Raw genomic sequence first — 21,886 nt, forward strand, 5'->3', positions numbered from 1 at the left:
ACCACCGCCGCACTCCCCGACGGCACCCTCCACATCCTCACCCTCACCAACGGCACCGTCTGGGACCGGATCCGCAACCCCGACGGCACCTGGCAGGCCCACGCACGCGAGATCGACGACAACGGCACCATCACCGCCATCACCACCGCCGCACTCCCCGACGGCACCCTCCACATCCTCACCCTCACCAACGGCACCGTCTGGGACCGCACCCGCAACCCCGACGGCACCTGGCAGGCCCACGCACACAACATCGACGACAACCGGGGCGTCTTCGCGCTCTGCAGCACCGCGCTGAGCGACGGCAGCCTGCACGTGGGAACCCTCGCCTGACCCCGCGAGCAGCGCTCCGGTCGGCCGAAGTGCTGCTCGCGGTCAGGCCCCCTTCCCCACGGCCCGCCAACCTGGCTAGCGTGTCATGCGCATGGCTGCCCGGCCGTGCGTCCGCTCACCGAGGGGAGGAACCATGTCCGTCGCGCCCGCACGCACCGTGCCCGCTCGCGGCCGAAGAAGACCAGTGAGCCAGGGGTCGCCCCCGCTCACCGCCTCCGTGCACGACCGGGTGCCACCGCTACCGCGGGTGCACCTCCAGGAAGGTCCGCACCGCGGACTCGAGCGCGCCCTCGATCCAGGCCGGCTTCAGGCTGGTGTGCTCGCCGGCGAAGTGCACCCGGCCTTCGACGGTCCGGGCCGCCGGGTGCAGCTCGTGCACCTGACCGGGGGTGAACATCACCGCCTCGCCGAGCGCGTAACGGGCCCTGGCCCAGGACTGGGTGGCGCCGACCCCGGTGAACTCGGTACGCACCCGGGGACCGAAGATCCGCTCCAGGTCGTTCAGCGCGAAGGCGTACCGCTCGCCCGGCGTCAGCGAGTCCCAGCGCATCGCGTCGTCCGACCAGGTGTACGAGGCGAGCACCACGCCGCCCTTCGACCCCTGCGGCGAGTGCGAGGGGAAGTAGGTGAACCGGCTGGCGCTGTCGGAGACGCAGCCACCACCGGTGAAGCCGCCCGGACCCTGCTCCCAGAAGCGGTTCTTGAACTCCAGCAGCACCTTGGTCGCCGAGTCGTAGTGCAGCTCCGTCACCGCACGCCGCTTCTGGTACGACATCAGCGGCTCGACCGAGCAGAACCGCAGTGCGCTGAACGGGATGGTGACGATCGCGTAGTCGCCCTGGAAGACCTCGATCGGAGCGGTCGGAGCGCCGTCGCAGGACTCCTCGTCCCCGCTCTCGGCGGTCGTCTCGATCCGCACCCCGCTGTCCGTCTGCACCAGGCGGGTCATCCGACGGCCCATCCGCAGCTCGCCCTTGAGCAGGTCGGCGAGCTTGTCGGTGAGGACCGCGGTGCCGCCCTCCAGCTCCCAGTACCGGTTGGTCGGGCTGATCACCGCATGGTCGATCAGCGTCGGTACCAGCGAGTAGTGCAGACGCGAGGTCATGTTCTCCAGGGTGCCGGCGGCCTGGATCCGGTTGTCGTCCCAGCCGGCCTCCTCCGTCAGGAAGCGGCGGGTGGAGTAGTCGGCGTACTTCTGGAAGATCTTCGTCCAGGCGCCCAGCCGGTCGGCGATCGGGCCGTCGGGCACCGTGACGTTCTTGAACGCCTCGTTGACGGCCGCCGTGGTGGTGCTGTCCAGATCGGTGCCGAAGGTGCGGTTGATCGCGTTCGGGGACTGGGCGTAGGCGGCGCGGGTGCTGCGTGACCCGTTGACGGAGATCCAGGTGCGGAAGTTGGCCGTCGGCGCCTTGAAGGTGTCGGCGGCCGGCCCGTTGCTCCAGACCTCGCCGGTGAAGGAGCGGTAGACCACCGGCGGCACGTCGCCCGTGGGCCGGGCGCCCGGCGCGACGTCGGCGTTGTAGAACAGGCGCCGCCCGACGCCCAGCTTGTCGGCCAGCGACAGCACCATCGGGTGGAAGTCCGGCAGCCGCATCGCGCCGGCCTCCGCGTACAGCGCCTTGTCCTCGAAGACGTTCCGGAAGGTCTTCACCCGGCCGCCGGTCCGACCGGCGTTGGCCTCGATCACCACCACCTCGTGTCCGGCCTGCTTGAGCAGGTACGCGGCCGTCATGCCCGCCACCCCGGCGCCGACCACCAGCACCTTCTTGCGCCTGGCCCGGGGCGGCAGCTTGCCGTCGATCAGGATCTTCAGGTAGTCGAGCGTCAGGTCGCGCCGCTCGTCGTCGCCGACCATCAGCATCTTCCGGGCCAGGTCACGCGACCGGCCCTCGTCCGCGCCGCCGCTCGGCGCGGCCATCGGCGTCGCGGCCGTCGCCGCCCGCCCGGCGAACCCGGCGGCGCCGGCCACGGTGGCCACGGCGGCGGCCGAACCGAACAGCGTACGGCGGGAGACCCCGCCGCGCTCCTGGGCCGTCGGCGGCTGACTGGTGGGCAGATCCACGGAATCACTCCATCGCATATGCACTCGGACAACACCCGGGGCAACTACCGGAGCGCGCCAAGGTCACGCCGCACCAAGGCGGTTCACCGAATCGGGCGGACAACCGACGGCCCGGTCCCCTTCCGGCCGCGTCTCACCCGTTGGAGCGATCACCACGGGTTGGCCCCGGGCGACCCCCGGCGGCGTTACGCGCCCAGCACCCCACCGATCGCTACTGTGCTGCCCATGTCCACCCCCACCCCCTCCCTCGAGGTACGCCTGCGCCGCCTCGCCGAACGGCTCGGCACCCGTCACCGGACCCCGATCGAGACCTGGTACGACTCCGAACGCAGCAGCTGGACCCTGCGGTGGTACGACGGTCCTCCGGCGGCCGCCATCAGGTCCGAACTCGACCGCGAGGGGACCGCGGCCACGCCGGTGCTGGTGCGGCGCGACCTCACCACCCGGGCGCTGGCACTGGCGGCTCTGCGGGAGACCCGCGCGGGGGCGATGCGGCGCCGGGTCGGCAGCTGGGGCCAGCGCTACCACCTGGAACAGGTGATCGGTGACCAGCCGCACCCCGAGCGGGCCGCCGACCCCCGCGAACAGGCCATGCTGGAGCGGCTGCTCACCGAGGCCACCACCGGCGACGGGCCCTGGGCCGTACCGGACGAGAGCCGCGCCTTCGACCTGATCGCCCGCGACGGCATCGCCTGGCTCCTGCCCGACTGCCGGCTCGCCGCCCCCGGGGAGCCGGTCGGACTGGCCCTCGACCCGCTGGAGTTCCTGACCGCCCGCTATGCGCAGGATGTCCACCGGACCGCCTGGGAGACCGCGCTGACCACCATGCCGCTGCGCGCCGCGATCACCGCCGCCCGGTCCGACCCGGCCCCCGGCCCGGACGCCGCCCGCGCCGCTCTCGCCCTGCTGCCCACCCTCCGCGACCAGCTCACCGTCGAGCTCGACACCGTCCAGGCCGCCCTGACCCGCGCCGCGGCCACCGCCGGCTGACCGGCACTCGGCAGTCGGCACTCGGCGCTCAGCTGTCGGCGCCCACCGGCCGGGACCCTCCGGCCGGCCCGCGACACCGCCCGAGCCGCGATCCGCCCCGGATCACTCGGCGGTGTCGGGGGCCGGCGCCCGCCCCACCTCCTGCACCCCGCCCTTGACCAGGAACCGGCCGATCAGGAGCTTGTAGAGGGCACCTCCGACGACACCGCCGATCAGCGGGCCGACGATCGGCACCCAGAAGTAGAGGTTCCCGTACTGGTCCCGCCAGGCCGTGCCGTACCCGGTCAGATAGCTGGCCAGCCGGGGGCCGAAGTCGCGGGCCGGGTTGATGGCGTACCCGGCGTTGGTACCGAAGGCCATGCCGATCGCGACCACGATGAGGCCCACGATGAACGGGCCGAGGTTGGCACGCGGCGGGTCGTTGAGCGCGTCGGTGACCGCGAAGACCAGCAGCACCAGGATCGCTGTCCCGATCACCTGGTCGCGCAGCGCTCCCAGCTCGCTCACCGGGAAGCCGCCGTTGCCGGGCAGGGTGGAGAACACGCCCTGGCTCTTGATCGAGTGGGTCGGGTCGAACTTGGCCAGCACCTCGGTGTAGTTCCACCGCACCAGCAGGGCCGCGACGAACGCGCCCGCCGTCTGCGCCAGCGCGTACGGGGCGACCTTGCGCCACGGGAAGCCCTTGAAGGCCGCCAGCGCCACGGTGACCGCGGGGTTGAGATGGCCGCCGCTGAGCCGGGCCGCGACGTAGACGCCGAGCGTGACGCCGAGTCCCCAGGCCCAGGCGATGCTGTCGTGGTCGCCGAGGCCGGCCGCGAGGACCTGGGCCACCACGCCCACGCCGAACAGGATGAGGATCATGGTGCCGGTGAACTCCGCGAAGAGTTCACCCACCAACCCCCATCCGGACGCCTGCTCCGATCGCTCAGCCATGTTCACTCCCGAGGGTCCTGTCGGCCGAGCCGACCGTGGGCATCCTCCCCATCGTGTGCGCACACGGCGGGCATCTGCCCGCCCGACAGGGCTACTCGGGTCCCGGTGCCCGCCGAGCGGACCGCCCCGTGGCCGGCCGCGGCGACCACCGGCCGGAAGCACCGGCGGGCCCAGCGTCAAGGCCGACATCGGCCGTTCGGGGCCGGACGCGTGCCGTTCGGGGCCGCTCGGGAGCCGGGCCCGGGCCGGCCGGCCGGCCGCCACCTGGCCGCCAACCGCCTTCCAGGCGTGAGGATTTGAGACTGCGCCCCCTTGACGCTGAAGTGCGCCGGCCCTGTCATGACATGAGGGGGCGAACCGGGCGGAGGGGACTTCGGGTGGACGGCGAGGAGATCAGCTGGCTGACGGTGCCGCAGGTGCGCACCCTGTGGCCGGGGGTCGGACCGGTGCACGAGACGGCGGTGGCCCACGGGGTCCGGTTCCGCGCCGACACCGCCGACAGCGTCTGGGGGCCGCACACCGTCGTCCGCTACCACGCCGACGACGTGCGCCGGGTGGCTCCCCGGCTGACGGGCGCCGCCCGCGAGCCCTCCCGCCGCAGCGGACTGGCCGGCTTCCTGTTCCTGCTGATCCTGCTGGCGCTGCTGACCTCGCTGGTCGTCTGGGCCTGGCACCAGAGCCACAGCGGTACCTACACCTACTGGCACTGAGGACCGGCCCGCGGCACGCCCGCAGGGCGTCAGAGCACGGCGTCCCGGGCCAGCAGTGCGGCCTGCACCCGGTTCTCGCACGCCAGCTTGGCGAGGATCCGGCTCACATACGTCTTCACCGTGCCCTCGCTCATGTGCAGCCGACTGCCCACGTCCGCGTTGGAGAGGCCCTCGCCGAGCAGGTCGAGGACCTCCCGCTCGCGCGCCGACAGCGCGGCCAGCCGCCGCCTGGCGGCGTCGCCGCGGACGGCGGCGGGGCCGGCCGCGAGGCTGTCCACGATGTGCCGGGTGGCGGCGGGCGACAGGAAGGCGTGCCCGCCTGCCGCCGCCCGCACGGCCTGGATCAGCTCGCCCGGCGCGGTGTCCTTGAGCAGGAAGCCGGCGCCGCCCGCGGCGACCGCGCGCAGCACGTTCTCCCGCTCCCCGAAGGTGGTCAGGATCAGCGCCCGGGCTCCGGGCACCACCCTGGGCAGCTCGGCGAGCGCGGTGAGACCGTCCATCACCGGCATCTGGATGTCCAGCAGCACCACGTCCACCCCGTGCGCCCGCGCCAGGTCGAGTGCCTCGCGGCCGTTGGCGGCCTCCGCCACCACGTCGATGTCGTCGGCGGAGGTGAGGATGAGCCGGATCCCCGCGCGGATCAGCGGCTCGTCGTCGGCGACGAGGACTCGGATCACTGCTCTGCCTCCTGGGTGTCCTGGTTCAGCGGCTGCACCTAGGCACGGTAGTGCACCTTTTCGATCAGCACGCCATCGCGGAAGCAGAGCCGGTTCACGTACTCGCCGTCCGGGTCGCTGGCCGCCCCGTCCGCGGTGAACCAGAGGCAGGACGCCCCGGCCGGGACGTCGGGCCCCTTCCGCCGGTACCCACCGGTGATGAAGTCGCTGCCGGACGGCAGTCTGGCCTTGACCACGTGCTCGGGCTGGCCCACCTCGATCGAGTCGTACACGTCGCGGTCGAGCGTCGCGTTGTCGCTCGACTTGACCAGCATGTAGCCGCCGAAGCCGAGCAGCGCCAGGAACGCGATGCTCACCAGACCCGCCACGACCGCGCAGCCGAGGGCCGGACTGCGCCGCGCCCTCGGTCTCGGCGGCGGTGCCTCCGGCAGGTCGGGGTCGTCCGTGGGCGGCCGGCCGGTCCCCTCGTACGGCAGGACTCCGGCGAGCCGGAAGCCGCCACCCGGGGTGGGGCCGCTGTGCACCATGCCGCCGAGCAGCCGGGCGCGCTCGCGCAGACCGGTCAGGCCCTGGCCGCCGCTGACCACCGGCTCCGGGGCGGGCGCGGGCGAGGCCCCGTTGACCACCTCGACCAGCAGCGCGTCCGGCTCGTAGCGCAGGGCGACGTCGATCGGCGCGGTGGGGGCGTGCTTGTGGGCGTTGGTCAGGGCCTCCTGGACGATCCGGTAGGCGGCGTGGCCGGTGGCGGCGGCCAGCGGACGGATCTCACCGGAACGGGTCAGCCGGACGGCGGTTCCGGCGGCGCGGGAGGCGTCGGTGAGCCGCTCGATCGCCTCCACGCCCCCCGCGACCCCGGTGTCCCCGGCCGCGTCCGCCACGCCCCGCGCGCCGGACGCGCCGATCGCGTTCTCGTCCCGCAGCAGCCCGACCGTCTCCCGCAGCTCGCGCATCGCGGTCACGGCGGCCTGCCGCAGCACGGTCACCGCCTCGCGCTGGCGATCCGTGAGGCTGCGGTCCACCTCCAGCGCGCCGGTGTGGACGGAGATCAGTGCCAGCTGGTGGCCGAGGCTGTCGTGCATGTCCTGGGCGATCCGCTGGCGTTCGCGCTGCCTGGCCTGGTGCGCGATCATGGCGCGCTCGCGCAGCAGCTGGTCGTTGCGCTCCTGCAGGGTGCTGAGCAGGGTGCGGCGCTGCGCCCGGTAGCGGCCGAAGACCGCGGGCAGGACGACGACCAGCAGGAACATCGCCAGGTTGACCCCGACCAGTCCCTTGATCGGCAGCTCGTCGACGTTGTGCCAGAAGGAGGTCGCGGTGCTCAGGGCGAGGACACCCGCGCAGGCGGCCACGAGGGTCCACGCCCTGGTTATTCGGTAGCCGGCCGACCAGCCGGCGACGGCCAGCACCGGGAGGAATCCGCCGAACGCGCCGACGGCCCCCGCGGTGAGCAGCAGGACCACCATCGGCAGCCCGCGGCGCAGCAGGTACAGCACGGCGCAGGCCAGCGCGACGGCCGCCGCGCCGAGGGGTCCGATCGGGTCGGTCAGCGCGGTGAGCCCGCCCAGCACCGCGAGGAGGAGCGCGGGGCCCACCTCCCGCAGGTACTCCCGCCTGCCCCAGGGGCCGGGGAGGGCACGTCTGCGTGCTGCTGTCCAGGGCTCTGCTGTCTTCGCCACTCGGGCGAGGGTACTCGGACCGGCCCGGCCTGCGCCGTTGTCTTTGGTCTCGCCCGGACACGACGAAAGTCACCACCGGTGGTCCTCCCGGAGCAGCGGCGCCGGCTCGCTCCGGGGCCGGCTCGCTATGGGGCCGGCTCGCTCCGGGGCCGGCTCGCTCCGGGGCCGGCTCGCTACGGGCGGTGGGCGAACTACCGTCCGCGGACGCGCTACGGGCGGCGGGCGGTGAGCAGGAGGGCGACGTCGTCGGCACGGTGGGCCGAGCGGCGGGCGGCGCCCAGCAGACGGTCGGCGAGGGTTTCCAGGGATCCGGTGGCCGGGCTGTGGGCGAGCGAGACCCGGAGGCGGTCGATGCCCTGGTCGATCCCGGTACCGGCCTCCTCGACCAGTCCGTCGGTGTAGAGCGCGAGGACGGAGCCGTGCGGTACGGCGAAGCTGCTGACGGGATAGTCGCTGGTGTGGTCGATGCCGAGCAGCGGGCCGCCCGCGAGGTCCAGTGCCTCGGTGCGGCCGTCGGGGTGGCGCAGCAGCGGGGGCGGGTGTCCGGCGCGGGCGGCCCGGGCCCGGTCGTCGACGGGGTCGAGGCTGATCAGGCAGCAGCTGGCGAGCAGTCCCGGATCCAGGTCGACGAGCAGCCCGTTGGTGCGGAGCAGCACCTCCCCGGGCGGGATGCCGCCGGTGACGAAGGCGCGGACGGCGCTGCGCAGCTGGCCCATGGTGGCCGCGGCGCCGACGCTGTGGCCCTCGACGTCACCGATGACCAGGCAGAGTCCCCGGTCGGTGACGATGGCGTCGTACCAGTCGCCGCCGATCTCCATGCCCTGGGTGCCGGGCAGGTAGCGGGCGGCGATGGCGAGTCCGGGGACGTCGGGGAGCCGGTGCGGGAGCAGGGCCTGCTGCAGGCCGCGGGCGAGGGCGAACTCGGCGTCGTACAGGCGGGCGCGTTCGAGGGCCTGGGCGATCAGACCGCCGAGTCCGGTGAGGACGGAGCGTTCCTCGGTGGTGAAGGTCCTGGGGTGGTCGAAGCCGAGGATGCAGCTGCCGACGGGGTGTCCGGAGGCGATCAGCGGCAGGAAGGCCCAGGACCGCATCTCGTCGAGGGGGATGCCCGGGTAGGCGGCGAGGAGCTCGTGCGCGGACTCGAAGAAGATCGGGGCGCCGCCGGTCAGGGTCTCGGTGCCGGGGAGTCTGGCGTGGACGGGGATGCCCTCGAAGGCGTCCAGGAAGCCGTCGGGGTAGCCGGTCTGGGCGGCCAGGTAGAGGCGGCCGTCGTCGACCAGGTAGATCGCCAGCTCCTGGCCGCCGAAGCCCGGCAGGATCTGCTCGGCGACGGCCGAGCAGACCTCGCGGACGCTGACCGCCTCGGTGAGGGCGCTGGCCAGCTGGAGCAGGTAGTAGGTGGCGCCGGGCCCGGCGATGGGCGGCTGCGGGGTGTCCCGGTCGAGGCTCGGGACGGCTGGGACGGCCGGTGCGGTCTGTGCGGTCTGTGCGGTCTGTGCGGTCTGTGCGGCCGGCATGCTCGCGGCGGTCGGCGCGGCCGGGACGGTCGGGGTGCCGGCGGCCGGCGGCGAGGTGTCCGGGTGGTCGGGCTCGCGGGGCGGTGCGGTCGGGATGACCCGGCCGGTGACGCCCTGGGTGTCGGGGTAGAGCGAGAAGGCGAGCCACTGGTCGGGCGGCCGGCGGACCAGGAAGGCGGTGGGCCGCTGGGAGAGCATGGCGGCCCGGTAGCGGTCCTCGTACGCGGGGTCGGCGAGCCAGGGCAGAACGGTCCAGGGGTGGCGGCCGAGCAGCTGTTCGCGCGGGGTGTCCAGGAGGAGCTCCATGCTGCGGTTGACGTAGTCCACCCGGCCGTCGGGGGTGAGCGCGAAGATGCCCTCGCGCAGCCGTTCGACGGCGGCGACCGCGGCGGCACCGTGGCCGGTGTCCAGGACCGCCCCGATCAGGTGGGTGCGGATCGGGCCGTCCGGCACCCGGCCCCAGATCCTGACCGGCCGGTAGTGTCCGTGCCGGTCGCGCAGCCGCACCCTGCGGGTGGGCAGGGTGCCGGTACGGGCGGCGACGAGGGCCGCGAGGCGCAGCGCGGGCCGGTCCTCGGGGGCGATCAGGTCCGCGAGGGTGGCGGCGCCGGCGCCGAGTTCGGCGGCGGAGCGGCCGAGGATGGCCTGGAGTCCGTCGTCCACGGTGACGGTACCGGCGATCAGGTCCCAGTCGAACGTGCCGACCTGGACGGCCGGGCCGACCGGTCCCGGCAGCTCGACCACGATCGGTTCACCGCACGCCTCGACGGTCGCGCCCGTGCCGGGCAGTCCGGCGAGCGCGCTGCCCAGCCGTCCGGCCGAGGTCCGCAGGTGGCGGCGGGCGGCGAGCGGCACCCCCTGGTCGAGGCTGGGCCACAGCACGCACAGTGTCCCGAAGACCTCCGCGCCGACACCGACGGGCGCACAGGCCAGGGCAAAGGCGTACGGCATCCCCACCGAGAGCCTGGGGAAGCGCCGCATGGTCTCCTCGGCGCCGGCCAGGCTGACGGTGCGGCCGGTGCGGTAGGCGACGGCGGCGGGCAGCTGCCCGGCCACCGGGACCCGGCGGAACCCGCTGAGCAGGGGCAGCGGCACCCCGGCCACGGCACCGAGCACCAGGGAGCGCCGATCGGGTGAGCGGAGGTAGACCATGCCGCCGTACGCCGCGGTGCTGTGGACCGCCCGGCGCAGGCCGTGTGCGAGCAGTTCCTCGGCCGAAGCCGTGGCGACGGGCGCCCGGGGAGCGGCCGGGTGCTCCCACACGGTCCGCTTCGTTCCCGAACCGCCCCTGGCGTGCGGGCCTGGCCGGCCCGCCGGGACACCCTGGCGCACAATCTCTCTGTACGCCCGGCCCCGGAACGGTGTCAACCGGGCACCGTCCCCGGCCGCACAACCCCGGCAGTGCCCCCGGCAACACGAGGACCCGCACGGGAGGCCTCGCACCACCCGGGCGGAACCGACAGCACCCCACCCCCTCCCGAGCCCCGTTCACTCCGGGGTGCGACGAGTCGTACGGGGACCGAACCCCGCTGCCGGGCCGTGGCGGGTCAGGTTGCCGGAGAGTGCCCGGGTCAGGGCGAGTTCCTGCCGTGCGCACCGTTCGGTGGCCGTGATCACCGCGTGGGCCGGGTCGCCCACCGGGGCACGGACCCGTGTGTCGGCGGGCGGTGCGGCCACCACCCGCAGGACCAGGCCGGCGAAGTCCTCGGGGTGACCGGAGGACGGCTCGCCGGCCGGCTTCCCGGGTGCCCCGGGATGCTGCGGGTGACGTCCTCGCGGGCAGCGATCCGGGTCTGCGCCCCGGTGGCCATGGCGCCGGAGGCGGTACCGAACGGGCCCGCCCCCGGCGCGGTGACCGTTTCACCGCGAAGCTCCGGGCACGGTCGCGACGCGGTCCCGGCACGGTCGCGACGCGGCCCCGGGCCGCAGCCGGGCTCGTGCCGCGTCCGGTTCCGCGACGCCCGGGGGTCGTCCGACGTGCCGTCAATTGGGCTATCCGGCAACGGAACGAGCCCGTCGAGCCATCGGCGGCGGGGCTTGATCACTGTTGTTGACCTGTCAACTCCGGCTCCCTATGCTCGGTCTGCTCCGTCCTCCCGGGCCGCGCCCGGCAGCCGTCCGGGAAGGGACCTCCCCCATCAGTACGCCGACCACCCCGCGTTCCGTCAGCCGTCGGCGGTTCCTCACCTACCTGGTCGCCGCGCCCGCACTCGCGGTCGGCGCCCAACTCGCCCTCGACGGCGAGCCGGCCGAGGCACTGCCCGGCATCCCCGACGTGCTGGACCTGGGCGACGCACTGATCCTGGCCGGACTGCCGACCTCGCACCTGCTGGTCCTGGAGGTCACGGCGGCGGGCCGGGTGGTGCTCCAACTCCCGCGCCTGGAAGTGGGTCAGGGGCTGACCACCGCGATGGCGATGCTGGTGGCGGACGAACTCGGGGCCCGGCTCGGCGACGTGGACGTCCCGCTCGCCCCGGCCCGGCCCGAGCTGCTCTTCAACCAGCTGACCGGCGCCTCCAACTCGGTCCGTTCGCTCTACGACCCGGTCCGGGCCGCTGCCGCCGCCGCCCGCGCCAGGCTGGTCACCGCCGCCGCCCGCCGCTGGTCGCTGTCCGCAGGCTCGCTGCGCGTCCAGGACAGCGCCGTGCTCGCGCCCGACGGCCGCAGCGCCTCGTACGCCTCGCTCGCCGTCGAGGCCGCCGCCGTGCTCGTGCCGGCCGTCCCGGCCACACCCAAGCCGGTCTCGCAGCAGCAGCTGGTCGGGCGGGCCACCGGGCGGATCGACGCCCGCGACATCGTCACCGGCAAGGCCAAGTACACCGGCGACCTGGACATCCCGGGTGCAGTACCGACCGTCGTCTCCCGGCCGCCGACCATCAACGGCACCGTCCGCTCGTACCGGGCCGACGCCGCGCTCGCCATGCCCGGCGTACTCGGCGTGGTGCAGATCCCCACCGGGATCGCCGTCCTGGCGGAGACCTTCGACCAGGCGATGAAGGCCAAGGCCGGGATCGACGTCGAGTGGAATCCCGGCCCGCTGGCCGCACTCTCCGACGAGGACATCCGCGGCAGGCTGCGGGACGCCCAACCACCCTTCCTTGCACCGTCGTTGCTCACCCAGCACGTCGATGCCGAGTTCGACTTCGCCTTCGTCAGCCACGCGCCGATGGAGGTGCTCACCGCCGTCGCGGACGTGCGGGCGGACCGGGCGGAGCTGTGGTTCGGCGCACAGGCACCGATCGTCGCCCAGCAGGCCATCGCCGCCGAACTCGGCCTGCCGCTGTCCGCCGTCACCCTCCACGTGGTGCGCGGCGGCGGCTCGTTCGGGCGCCGGCTGTTCTTCGACGCCGGCCTGGAGGCCGCCCAGATCTCCAAGGCGGCCGGACGGCCGGTGAAGCTGATGTGGACCAGGAACGACGACGTCCGCCACGGCCGGATGCGCCCCGCCAGCCACCACCGGATCCGGGCCACCCACGCACTCGGCCGGGTCCTCACCTACGAGCACCGGGTCGCCACCGTGCGGACCGACTTCCGGCACGGCCTCGGCGAGGCGCTGACCGCCGCCGCCTTCGACCTGTCGGTCGCCGGGATCACCCTCTCCCAGGCGTTCTTCCTGCTCACCGAGAAGCTTCCCTACGAACTCGGGCTGAGCACCCAGCTGCTCGCCGAGGTACCGCTGGAGATGCACACCGGCAGCTGGCGCTCGGTCTACTCCGGCCTGGTCCGGGTCGCCGACGAGGTCATGGTCGACGAGCTGGCGCGCACCCTCGGCCAGGACCCGGCGGCCTTCCGCCGCAGCCGGCTGTCCGACGCCGCCGGACGGGCCGTGCTGGACCGGCTGGTCCAGGAGGGCGACTGGGGCCGCGCGATGCCCGCCGGACACGCCCAGGGCATCGCCTTCCACGCCGAACACCGCTCCAGCGTCGCCTACCTGGTCGAGCTGGACGCCACCGACCGGGCCAACCCGCGTGTCACCAGGGCCGTCGCCGTCGCCGACGTCGGCCGGGTGATCAACCCGCGCGGCCTGGAGGCCCAGCTGATGGGTGCGCTGATGGACGGCATCTCCGTCACCCTGCAGGCCGGGGTGCACATCGACAAGGGCGCCGTGCGGGAGGGAAGTTACGCCGACTTCAGGTACGCCCGCCAGCGGCACAGCCCGCCCGAGTTCGCGGTGCACCTGATGCCGCCGAGCGGGTCGCCCGGCGGCGCGGGCGAACTCGGCGTACCGGCCGCCGCCGCAGCCGTCGCCAACGCCTGGGCCCGCGCCACCGGAACCTCGCCGCGGAGCTTCCCGATCAACTTCTGATCGCGGCCCGCCCGCCGGACCCGATCCCCGAACCCGATCCCGGGAGCCCGGTTCCCGGCTCCCGCTCTCCATGATGGATGGTCGATCAGTCGTGCCCAGTTACCAGTTCGTCCTCAACGGCCGGTCCGTGACGGTCGACGCACCCGCCGACATGCCGCTGCTCTGGGTCCTGCGCGACAAGCTGGGCGTCACCGGCCCCAAGTACGGCTGCGGGGTGGGCGTCTGCCGCGCCTGCACCAGCCACCTGGACGGCGCCGAGATCCAGCCCTGCACGGTTCCGGTCCAGGACTGCGCGGGCCGTCAGGTCACCACGATCGAGGGCCTCGCGGACGGCGACCGGCTCCACCCCGTCCAGCAGGCGTGGCTGGACCAGGACGTGGCGCAGTGCGGCTTCTGCCAGCCCGGACAGATCATGACCGCCGTCGCCCTGCTGCGCCGCACCCCCGACCCGACCGACGCCGACATCGACCGGATCGAGAACGTCTGCCGCTGCGGCACCTACTTCCGGATCCGCGAGGCGATCAAGCAGGCTGCCGCAGCGGGGAGCTGACGGCCGGCTACAGCGGCAGCGCGTACAGCTGGAGGTCGCGGCCGGCGAAGAGGCGTTCACCGTCGGTGCGGAGGTTCCAGACCTGCACGCCGGGACCGGAGTCGCGGAACTGCCAGCGCAGTTCGCCGGTGTGGACGTCAACGGCGCAGACGCCGGCGTCGGCCGGGCCGGGGACGTAGAGGGTGTCGCGCACCAGGACCGGAATGCTGCGGTAGTCCAAGCGGAACGGCACCTTGACCGACCACTTCCGCGCGCCGTCCGCCGCGGCGTGGCGGGCCAGCCGGCTGTCGTCCCGCAGCAGCAGGACGTCTCCGTCCACGGCCCTCGCCCAGAGGTAGCGCCAGGTGTCACCCTGTTCCGGCGTGATCGTCCATGCCGTACCGCCGTCCCCGAGCCGGATCGCCTGCATGCCGCCCACCCGGTCCGACGTGTAGACGTGCTCCGGCCCCAGACCCCGGACCGAGAACTGCTCGCCGACCGGGACCGACCACTCGCGCGAGCCGTCGGCGGCCTTGAGCATGACGAGTTGCCCTGCCCCCTCGAGGCCCAGCAACCGACCGCCGGGAGCCGGGAGCACACCCGAGAGCCAGTCCTCCCTGGCCAGTCGGTGGATCCAGAGCAGTCGGCCCGCCTCCGCGGAGAGGGCGAACACGGTCGTCGGTTCGCCCTGCCCCGTGGGGCCGGTCGTCCCGTACAGCACGCCGTCGACGCAGGTCTGGAGCTGCACCTGCTCGTCGGAGCCGCCGAGCTCCGGCGGGCAGGGCAGCTGCCAGTCGGCGGACGGGTCGGTGAGGTGAACGCTCCTGATCCGCCCGATCCACGAGTCGAAGACCCGGTCGGCACCCGCCAGCGCCGGAGGGGAAAGGGACGGCCTCGACGGTGCCCCCTCCCGGTCCTTACCGTCGGACAGGTCGATCCGGCGGCGCTCCGCCCCGGTGGCCGGATCGAGCACCAGCAGGGTGTCGCCGTCGGCGAAGACCGGGAGCGACGTGTAGCCGACGAGGCTTTCGGGCGACTGCGCGACGACCCCGCGGTGCACCCAGAGCGGCCGGGGGCCGGGACGGACCGCGGGAGCGGTGGGGACGGCGGGATTCGCGGTCAGCCCGGGCACACCCGGGGAGCCCTCGTTCAGCCACCACGCCCCGCCTGCGAGCGCCAGCGCGCCGACTCCCGCGAATATCTGACGTCTCGTCAGGCCGGTTCGATAGGGCGGCGGCTCGCCGCCGTCCGGCCGGGACGGGTCGGGGCGGGAATCCGCCAGGACGTCCGGACTCGGCTCCATGCCCGGCTCCGGGTCCAGCAGGATCTCCCCGACCTGCTCCGCGGACTCGTCCGGCCGTTTCTTCCCCATCCCCCGCACCTTCCCCCGTGAAAGCCTGTTCGGAGAATAGCCGACCCCCGCGGGACACGAACGACCGGCCGGGGCCCGCCGTCGCCACCCGCGCCGGGCGCGCGATCGACGCACGATCGGCCGAGTGGCAACGGCAGCGGGAGCGGCCGCAGGAGGCCTCGCCGGCCGCCCCCGCGGCAGCGTGCGCACCCGGCTCGGGGGAGTGCGGCCGCAGTCGTACCTGACGGGCCGTCCGATCCGCCCGCCGGGCCGGGTAGGGTGAGACTTGACCTGGTACATACCGGAAATTGACCTTCCTGTCGACCCGACCGACCGGGCCTGACGGAGCAGGACCGGATATGACCGAACAGGGGCCTGGCGCCGGCCGGCGCGAGGTCGGCACGATTCTGAACGGGAGTCACGGTGACCGAGCAAGCACAGGCCGAGGACCGCAGCGCACTGGCGGAGTTGCTGCTGGGGCACCCGCCCATGGCCCGTGAACTCCCCGGCTTCGCCACCGACCGGCTGCCCGCCAACCCGGCCGAGCTCTTCGGCGAGTGGCTGGCCGGGGCCTTCGCGGCCGGGGTGCTCGATCCGCAGGTGGTCACGCTGTCCACGGTGGACACCGACGGCTGCCCGGACGCCCGGGTGCTGGTGCTGCGCGGCATCGACGCGGCGGACGCCGGCTGGGTCTTCGCGGCCGACGCCGACAGCCCCAAGGGACGGCAGCTGGCCGTCCGGCCGAAGGCGGCGATCTCCGTCTACTGGCCGCTGCTGGGCCGGCAGGTCCGCGTCCGGGGCCTGGTCGAGACCGCGTCACCGGAGGAGTCGGCGCTCGACTTCCTCGGCCGCTCCCCCTGGTCCCGGGCCGCAGCCCTGGTCGGCCACCAGAGCGAGCCGCTCACCTCCCTGGAGGTGTACGAGAACGCCGCACGCGAGGCCAGGCGCCGCCTGGAGACCGACTCGAAGACGGTCGCGCCGGGCCACACCGTCTACACGCTGCGGGCGTCCGAGGTCGAGTTCTGGCAGGGCGATGCCACCCGCCGCCACGTCCGGGTGCACTACACCCGCAACGAGGTCGGGGCCACCTCGGGCGCCTGGGCCCGTACCCTGCTCTGGCCCTGACGGCCACCACCGGCTCTCCTCCCCCACCGGCCCCCACCGGCCCCACCGGGTCCCCACCAGCTCCGGAGCCTTGCCCACCGAGCACCTCGAACGGGCCGCCGGTGGAGCTGTGGCCAGCGTCACAGCTCCACCGGCGGCCACCGCACCCACCGTCGCCACGGCCCGTGCGGCGGCGTCCGCCGGAACTCCGCAGCACAGCCAGCAGCACGCACAACTGTGATGCCCTGGTGAGGACTTGGGGCACAGCAGGTCCTTCTTCCACCCTCCGTGGATACGGTGCGGCCGGGGGCCGGAGACCGAGCCGCCGAAACACCCGTCCGAATTCCGTCCCGGTTTTCTGTTATCGAACACCGGCCACCGGATCTCCCATCACGACAGGGCAGAACGGACAGGCCGACGGAGAAGGTGGACCACACGATGGACAGGGACTGCGGCACGGCAACGGTGGTGCAGGCGCAGGCCGGGGACCGGCACGCCACGGACGAACTGATCGGCAGCCACCTCCCACTGGTGTACAACATCGTCGGCCGGGCCCTCTCCGGCCACCCTGACACCGACGACGTCGTGCAGGAGACCATGCTCCACGCCGTGGACGGCCTGCCCTCGCTGCGCGAACCGGCCAGCTTCCGGTCGTGGCTGGTCGCCATCGCGATGAACCAGATCCGTCGCCGCCACCAGAGCACCCAGGCCCAGCAGGCGCAGCAGGCGTACGCCACCGGCTCGGGCGCGGGCGACGCCGGCCAGTACGGCGCGGGCGGATACGGCGCGGCCGGCACCGAACCGGCCGATCCCGGCGCGGACTTCGTGAACCTGACCATCGTCCGGCTGGGCCTCTCCGGCCAGCGCCGGGAGGTCGCGGAGGCCACCCGCTGGCTGGACGAGGACGACCGCGAACTGCTGGCCCTGTGGTGGCAGGAGGCCGCCGGTCAGCTCACCCGCGCCGAGCTGGCCGCCGCACTGGGGATGGCTCCGCAGCACGCGGCGGTCCGGGTGCAGCGGATGAAGAACCAGCTGGAGAACGCCCGGGTGGTGGTCCGGGCCCTGTCCGCCGCACCGCTCTGCTGGCAGCTCGCCGAGACGACCGCCACCTGGGACGGCTCACCGGGGACCCTGTGGCGCAAGCGGATCGCCCGGCATGCCCGGGAGTGCGGGTACTGCGCGCAGCAGCGGGACGGGCTCTTCCCCGCCGAGGGGCTGCTCGCCGGGCTCGCCCTGGTCCCGGTCCCGCACGGTCAGCTCGCCTCGGGCGCCCTCACGGCCGCCTTCTCGGCACAGCCGACGGCGGCACACGTGGGCGGCTCCGCGCCCGCCGGCGGGTCGGCTGGCCCGGCCGGGTCGGCCGACACCGCCGCAGCAGCCCACGGTGGCGCACCGACCGGTGGCGACTCCGCCGGCCCCGCCGGCCACTCCGCAGGCCACTCCGCAGGCCACCGGGCCCACCGGCATGCCGCCGGACGGGGTCGGCGGGCGCTGCCGAAGTCGCCGAAGTCGTCGAGGTCCCGCAGGCTGCTGCTGACCGCGCTGGGCACGGCGGCCGTCACGGCAGCCGCCGTCGGTGTGGTGGGTGCCGAGCAGGAGCACCCCAACGGGTCGGTGACGCAGGCCGACGCGGTCGCCGCGCCCCCGGATGCCGTCCCGGCGTTCGCGCTGGGGCCGGCCGCCGCGCCCTCCGCCGTACCGTCCTCCGCCTCGGCCTCGCCGTCCCCCTCCGGAGCCCCGTCCTCGGCGGCCCCCTCCTCGGCAGCGCCCTCCCCGACGAGTTCGCCCAGTTCCTCGGCCGGCGCCTCCAGCCCGACGCCGTCGCCGACCCGGACGGCCACGCGGACCGCATCGAGCCCGACCGCCGCCCCGGCGATCCGGCAGACGGCGCCCTCCTCGATACAGCAGCAGGTCATCGACCTGGTCAACACCGAGCGGTCGAAGGCCGGTTGCGGCCCCGTGCGCAACAACTCCAAGCTGCAGGCCGCCGCACAGGGGCACTCGGACGACATGGCGGCCCGGAACTTCTTCGACCACACCAACCCCGACGGCGCCGGGCCGCAGGCCCGGATAGAGGCGGCCGGTTACCAGTGGAGCACCTGGGGCGAGAACATCGCGCGCGGCCAGAGCGACCCTGCCGCCGTGATGGACAGCTGGATGCACAGTCCGGGGCACCGTGCGAACATCCTCAACTGCGCGTTCACCGAGCTCGGCGTCGGTGTCCACCAGGGCAGCGGCGGCCCCTGGTGGACCCAGGACTTCGGCGCGCCGAGCTGAGCCCGGTGCGGGCCCGGCCGCCCACCGGCCGGTCCCGCAGCAGGACGGTCATACGGCAGGACGGTCCGCAGCAGGGCGGTCGTACGGCCAGGCGGTCACACGGTAAAAGGGCTTGTCGATCGGTCAGGAGGCGTCGAGGATCACCGGCATGGAACGACCCGCCGAGTTCATCAGTAACGACCAGGTCGAGCTGCGCCGTTGGCGCGCCGACGACGCCGAGGCCATGGACCGCCTGGTCACCGAGTCGCTGCCGCACCTGCTGCCGTGGATGCCCTGGGCCGCCGAGCACGACTTCGCCGCGGTGGCCGACTACACCGCCCGCAGCGAGCAGTGGTGGCTGGCCGGCGAAGCGTACAACTACGCGATCACCATGGACGGCGAGATCGTCGGCAACTGCACCCTGACCCGGCAGTCCGGTCCGGGCGCGCTGGAGATCGGCTACTGGATCCACCCGGGCTGGGCCGGCCGGGGGCTGGTCACGACGGCCGCCGCCGCCCTGGTCCGGGAGGCGTTCGCGCTGCCGGACGTGGAGCGGGTCGTGATCCGCACCGACAGCGCCAACACCGCCAGCATCGCGGTGGCCAGGCGCCTGGGCTTCACCGAGGTCGAGCGCAGGCCCAGCCCGGGTGGGCCGTCCGCCCCGGCCCGGGACGGCGTCGACGTGGTGTGGGAGCTGCGCCGCTGACGCGCGGGGGCCGCCGGGTGGTTCGGGGCGGCCCCCGGCGCTGCGGCGCGACCGCCGGCCCCGCCGGGTCCCGCCGGGTCCGCAGGGGCCGCAGGGGCCGCCCGCAGTACGCCGCCCGCGGACCGGGCGTACGCCGTCAGTGGCCGTGGTAGCGGTGGGACGTACTGGTCCAGGCGTAGACACCGTCGACCAGTTCGCGGGTGCCGTGGAGGTACCAGTGGCCGGCCGGGTGCCGGCGGACGAGCTGTCTGCGCAGGGCGTCGCTGTCGTCCTGGAGCCGCCGCACCCTGGTACGGACCGCCGCGATGGCCTCGTCCCGGCGGTAGCCCCGGGTGCGCTGAAGGGCCATCACCATGTTGAACTGCGCCGCCGACTGCCGCTCCTCGCGCTCCAGCGAGAACAGGTCGTTGATGAGCGTCGCCGCGTCGGCGGTCTGCGCCCGCAGCCGGTGCAGGGACGGTTCTGCGTGCAGCTGTGCCGGGGCCCCGGCGCCGTGCACGCGTTCCAGCATGTTCATGAACGGGTACAGGCAGCTGGCGTGCCGGCGCAGCAGCGCCGTCCCGGACAGGTCGGGGAGGGTACCCCTGGCGCGGTGGCGGGTCTCGGTGACGAAGGTGGTCAGGCAGACCCGCCACTCCGCAGCGGCCCGGCGGCGCCAGCTGTCGGTCATCGGACCGGCCTGGCGGTACCAGAGGTCCTGCCAGGCGGCGATCAGCGCGGAGTCCGGTGCGGTGTCCGGTGCAGCGGTGACCGGTGCAGCGGCCGGCAGGCCGAGCGCGGGGAGGTCCGGTGCGGTGTCCGGTGCGGTCAGGTCGGATCGGGGGCCGGGGAGCACGGCGAGCAGCGGGTCGATGAGGGCGTGGGCCTCGGCCGGGCGGTGGCCGGTCGGTCCGTCGAACCGGTCGTCGAGGATGGTGAACCAGCCGAGGATGTCCAGCAGCAGGTCGAGTTCGGCTCCACGGGCCCGGGGGTAGGAGTGGCCGATCAGTTCGTGGAGTGCGAAGACCTGGTAGCGGGGCACGTCCTGCGGCGGGAGGAGGCCACGGGCGACCACCCAGCCGGTGTGGCGGACGACGGCGGCGGCGAACTCCTCGGGTGTGCGCGGGATCCGGCCGCTGCGGGAGCGGTCCGCCGGAGCTAACACCGAGCCCGGTGCGGGGAGGTTCACCGCGAGACCTCCGCCGCTCCGACAGGTCCGGCCGGTGCGACGGATCCGGCCTGCGCGGCCTGTCCGGGGAGGGCCGCCAGGGCGGGCGCGGCGGCCTGCACCTCATCGGCGCGGCGCCGGTCACCGGCGCGGGGCGCGATCCGGATCTGCAGCCCCTGGGCCTGGACGGCGGTCCACACCACCTCGCGGGCGCGCGCGCCGGGGACGGGAGACAGCCGCCAGCGCCGCAGGATGGTTGCCGCAGCCACCGTCAACTCCGCCCAAGCGAAGGCCTCGCCGATGCACTTGTGCTTGCCCGCGCCGAACGGCAGGAAGGCGTGCCGTCCGGCCGGGGGTGCGGAGCCGGGCCGTCCGCGCTCGGGGTCGAAGCGCAGCGGGTCGGGGTAGCGGTCCGGGTCGCGGTGCAGGGCGGTGAGGCTGTAGAGGAGTTCGGTCCCGGCCGGGACGGTGTACGGGCCGAGCTCGACCTGCCTGGTCGCGGTGCGCATCAGGAACGCGTTGGGCGTGTGCAGCCGTAGCACCTCCCGGGCCACGCTGCGGGTGTAGCCGAGGCGGTCGAGTGCCTCCGGGGTCAGGTCGGCGTCCGGCTCCAACTGCTCGTCGAGCTCGGCCAGTACCCGGTCCGCCACCTCGGGGTGGTCGAGGAGCTCCTGGATCAGCCAGGTCAGGGTGGAGGAGACGGTCTCGGTGCCCGCGCCGAACATGGTGATGGCCTCGGAGCGCACGTCCGCCTCGGTGAGCGGGAGTCCGGAGGCCGGGTCGACGGCGCCGCGCAGCAGGGCAGTCAGGGTGCCGTCGGCGGCGGCCGGTCCGCCGGTGCTGCCGACGGCCTGGTCCACCACCCGGTTGAGGACCCGGACGGCGGCGTCGAAGCGGCGGTTGACCGGCAGCGGTACCCGGGCGAACGCCGGGTGCGGATACAGCGACTGGACGATCTGGCCCTTCACCATGTCGGGCAGCGCCCGGTGGAAGGCGAGCGTCGCCTCCTCCTCCAGGCGGGCGCCGAACAGCGTACGGGTGACGATCTCCAGTGCGAGGTGGTTCATCTCCTTGGCGACGTCCAGGGTCTGGCCGGCCTGCCAGCGGGCGACCCGCTCCTCGGCCACCCGCTGCATCACGGGTACGTACGCGGCCATCCGGTCGGGGCCGAAGACCGGTTGGATCGTCCGGCGGCGGTCGCGGTGCGCCTGCCCCTCGGACATCAGCAGGCCGTCTCCGAACGCCGTCTTGAGCGTGGACTGCACCGCGCCGCGCGGGCAGTCCCGGGCGAGCGCGACCAGCAGCGTGTGCACCAGGGCCGCGTCGGTGACCACCCAGACCGCGCGCGGCCCGAGCCGGATCCGCACCACCTCGCCCAGGCGGGAGAGCGACCCGAGGAATCCCAGCGGATCCCGCAGCAACGCCGGGACATGACCCAGACCCGGAATGCCCCCCGGTGCCTCGGGAACGGCCGGTTCACGCCGAGCGGTCATCGGGACCACGATCTCTTCCTTCCAGCAGGCGACACGGACCGTGCCCGCCCGCACCGCTGTGCGAACGGGACACGTCCTGAGAGAACGCGCCCGTTGAAG

16 protein-coding genes are annotated in these 21,886 nt (G+C 74.0%); 8 read left to right on the top strand and 8 right to left on the bottom strand.

The genetic code is table 11. From position 1 onward, the window contains the following. Positions 1-333: hypothetical protein (locus tag ACFC1R_RS04430; RefSeq protein WP_375932494.1), on the top strand; the 333-nt coding region annotated here is incomplete at its 5' end. A 238-nt stretch (positions 334-571) separates the two neighbouring features. Here ACFC1R_RS04430 and ACFC1R_RS04435 read toward each other — a convergent pair. Further along, on the bottom strand, positions 572-2,395 hold the full coding sequence (locus tag ACFC1R_RS04435; protein WP_375932497.1) for a flavin monoamine oxidase family protein: 1,824 nt from the start codon (positions 2,393-2,395) through the stop codon (positions 572-574). A gap of 225 nt (positions 2,396-2,620) precedes the next feature. Here ACFC1R_RS04435 and ACFC1R_RS04440 point away from each other — a divergent pair, with 225 nt between their 5' ends. Beyond that, on the top strand, positions 2,621-3,385 hold the full coding sequence (locus tag ACFC1R_RS04440; RefSeq protein WP_375932500.1) for a hypothetical protein: 765 nt from the start codon (positions 2,621-2,623) through the stop codon (positions 3,383-3,385). Positions 3,386-3,487: 102 nt separating this feature from the next. Here ACFC1R_RS04440 and ACFC1R_RS04445 read toward each other — a convergent pair whose 3' ends face one another. After that, positions 3,488-4,318 carry an MIP/aquaporin family protein gene (locus ACFC1R_RS04445; protein ID WP_375932503.1) on the bottom strand — a complete coding sequence of 277 codons (831 nt, stop codon included), beginning with the start codon at positions 4,316-4,318 and terminating at the stop codon, positions 3,488-3,490. 377 nt (positions 4,319-4,695) lie between these two features. Here ACFC1R_RS04445 and ACFC1R_RS04450 point away from each other — a divergent pair, with 377 nt between their 5' ends. After that, a complete protein-coding gene (locus ACFC1R_RS04450; protein ID WP_375932506.1) occupies positions 4,696-5,028 on the top strand; it encodes a hypothetical protein in 333 nt (110 codons plus the stop codon). A gap of 29 nt (positions 5,029-5,057) precedes the next feature. Here the strand turns inward: ACFC1R_RS04450 and ACFC1R_RS04455 are convergent, their stop codons facing one another. The 3 genes from ACFC1R_RS04455 to ACFC1R_RS04465 form a co-directional block, all read right to left on the bottom strand. After that, positions 5,058-5,705 (bottom strand): response regulator, encoded by a 648-nt coding sequence (locus tag ACFC1R_RS04455; protein ID WP_375932509.1) that lies wholly within the window; start codon positions 5,703-5,705, stop codon positions 5,058-5,060. 38 nt (positions 5,706-5,743) lie between these two features. Next, positions 5,744-7,378, bottom strand: coding sequence for a sensor histidine kinase (locus ACFC1R_RS04460; protein ID WP_375932512.1), 1,635 nt, complete (start codon positions 7,376-7,378; stop codon positions 5,744-5,746). 209 nt (positions 7,379-7,587) lie between these two features. Beyond that, on the bottom strand, positions 7,588-10,158 hold the full coding sequence (locus ACFC1R_RS04465) for a SpoIIE family protein phosphatase (protein WP_375932515.1): 2,571 nt from the start codon (positions 10,156-10,158) through the stop codon (positions 7,588-7,590). Between the two features lie 811 nt (positions 10,159-10,969). Here ACFC1R_RS04465 and ACFC1R_RS04470 point away from each other — a divergent pair. Both ACFC1R_RS04470 and ACFC1R_RS04475 read left to right on the top strand, forming a co-directional pair. Further along, on the top strand, positions 10,970-13,201 hold the full coding sequence (locus tag ACFC1R_RS04470; RefSeq protein WP_375932518.1) for a molybdopterin cofactor-binding domain-containing protein: 2,232 nt from the start codon (positions 10,970-10,972) through the stop codon (positions 13,199-13,201). A 91-nt stretch (positions 13,202-13,292) separates the two neighbouring features. Continuing rightward, a complete protein-coding gene (locus ACFC1R_RS04475; protein ID WP_375932521.1) occupies positions 13,293-13,751 on the top strand; it encodes a (2Fe-2S)-binding protein in 459 nt (152 codons plus the stop codon). A 7-nt stretch (positions 13,752-13,758) separates the two neighbouring features. Here the strand turns inward: ACFC1R_RS04475 and ACFC1R_RS04480 are convergent, their stop codons facing one another. Then, positions 13,759-15,102, bottom strand: coding sequence for a PQQ-binding-like beta-propeller repeat protein (locus ACFC1R_RS04480; RefSeq protein ID WP_375932524.1), 1,344 nt, complete (start codon positions 15,100-15,102; stop codon positions 13,759-13,761). 402 nt (positions 15,103-15,504) lie between these two features. On the opposite strand from ACFC1R_RS04480, the gene ACFC1R_RS04485 reads away from it, so the two are divergent. The 3 genes from ACFC1R_RS04485 (at position 15,505) to ACFC1R_RS04495 (ending at position 19,147) form a co-directional block, all read left to right on the top strand. Further along, the gene (locus tag ACFC1R_RS04485) at positions 15,505-16,206 is read left to right on the top strand and encodes a pyridoxal 5'-phosphate synthase (protein ID WP_375932526.1); all 702 of its coding nucleotides are present in this window, start codon (positions 15,505-15,507) and stop codon (positions 16,204-16,206) included. 417 nt (positions 16,207-16,623) lie between these two features. After that, positions 16,624-18,462 (top strand): sigma-70 family RNA polymerase sigma factor, encoded by a 1,839-nt coding sequence (locus ACFC1R_RS04490; protein ID WP_375932532.1) that lies wholly within the window; start codon positions 16,624-16,626, stop codon positions 18,460-18,462. A gap of 148 nt (positions 18,463-18,610) precedes the next feature. Beyond that, a complete protein-coding gene (locus ACFC1R_RS04495) occupies positions 18,611-19,147 on the top strand; it encodes a GNAT family N-acetyltransferase (RefSeq protein WP_375932535.1) in 537 nt (178 codons plus the stop codon). A 136-nt stretch (positions 19,148-19,283) separates the two neighbouring features. Here ACFC1R_RS04495 and ACFC1R_RS04500 read toward each other — a convergent pair whose 3' ends face one another. Next, positions 19,284-20,315, bottom strand: coding sequence for a terpene synthase family protein (locus ACFC1R_RS04500; protein WP_375932538.1), 1,032 nt, complete (start codon positions 20,313-20,315; stop codon positions 19,284-19,286). Next, entirely contained in the window at positions 20,312-21,787 is a 1,476-nt protein-coding gene (locus ACFC1R_RS04505) for a cytochrome P450 (protein ID WP_375932541.1), read from the bottom strand. Before ACFC1R_RS04505 ends, ACFC1R_RS04500 begins: the two co-directional genes overlap by 4 nt. Positions 21,788-21,886: the final 99 nt, after the last annotated feature.

Origin of the sequence: Kitasatospora sp. NPDC056138 (assembly GCF_042264695.1) — a bacterium.
Classification (GTDB): Bacteria; Actinomycetota; Actinomycetes; order Streptomycetales; family Streptomycetaceae; genus Kitasatospora.

What these genes read in the sequence shown, in the direction of transcription:
- ACFC1R_RS04440 (WP_375932500.1), top strand. Translation starts at nt 2,621, where the DNA reads ATGTCCACCCCCACCCCCTCCCTCGAGGTACGCCTGCGCCGCCTCGCC.
- ACFC1R_RS04445 (WP_375932503.1), bottom strand. Translation starts at nt 4,318, where the DNA reads ATGGCTGAGCGATCGGAGCAGGCGTCCGGATGGGGGTTGGTGGGTGAA.
- ACFC1R_RS04470 (WP_375932518.1), top strand. Translation starts at nt 10,970, where the DNA reads ATGCTCGGTCTGCTCCGTCCTCCCGGGCCGCGCCCGGCAGCCGTCCGG.
- ACFC1R_RS04480 (WP_375932524.1), bottom strand. Translation starts at nt 15,102, where the DNA reads ATGGGGAAGAAACGGCCGGACGAGTCCGCGGAGCAGGTCGGGGAGATC.
- ACFC1R_RS04490 (WP_375932532.1), top strand. Translation starts at nt 16,624, where the DNA reads ATGGACAGGGACTGCGGCACGGCAACGGTGGTGCAGGCGCAGGCCGGG.
- ACFC1R_RS04495 (WP_375932535.1), top strand. Translation starts at nt 18,611, where the DNA reads ATGGAACGACCCGCCGAGTTCATCAGTAACGACCAGGTCGAGCTGCGC.
- ACFC1R_RS04505 (WP_375932541.1), bottom strand. Translation starts at nt 21,787, where the DNA reads ATGACCGCTCGGCGTGAACCGGCCGTTCCCGAGGCACCGGGGGGCATT.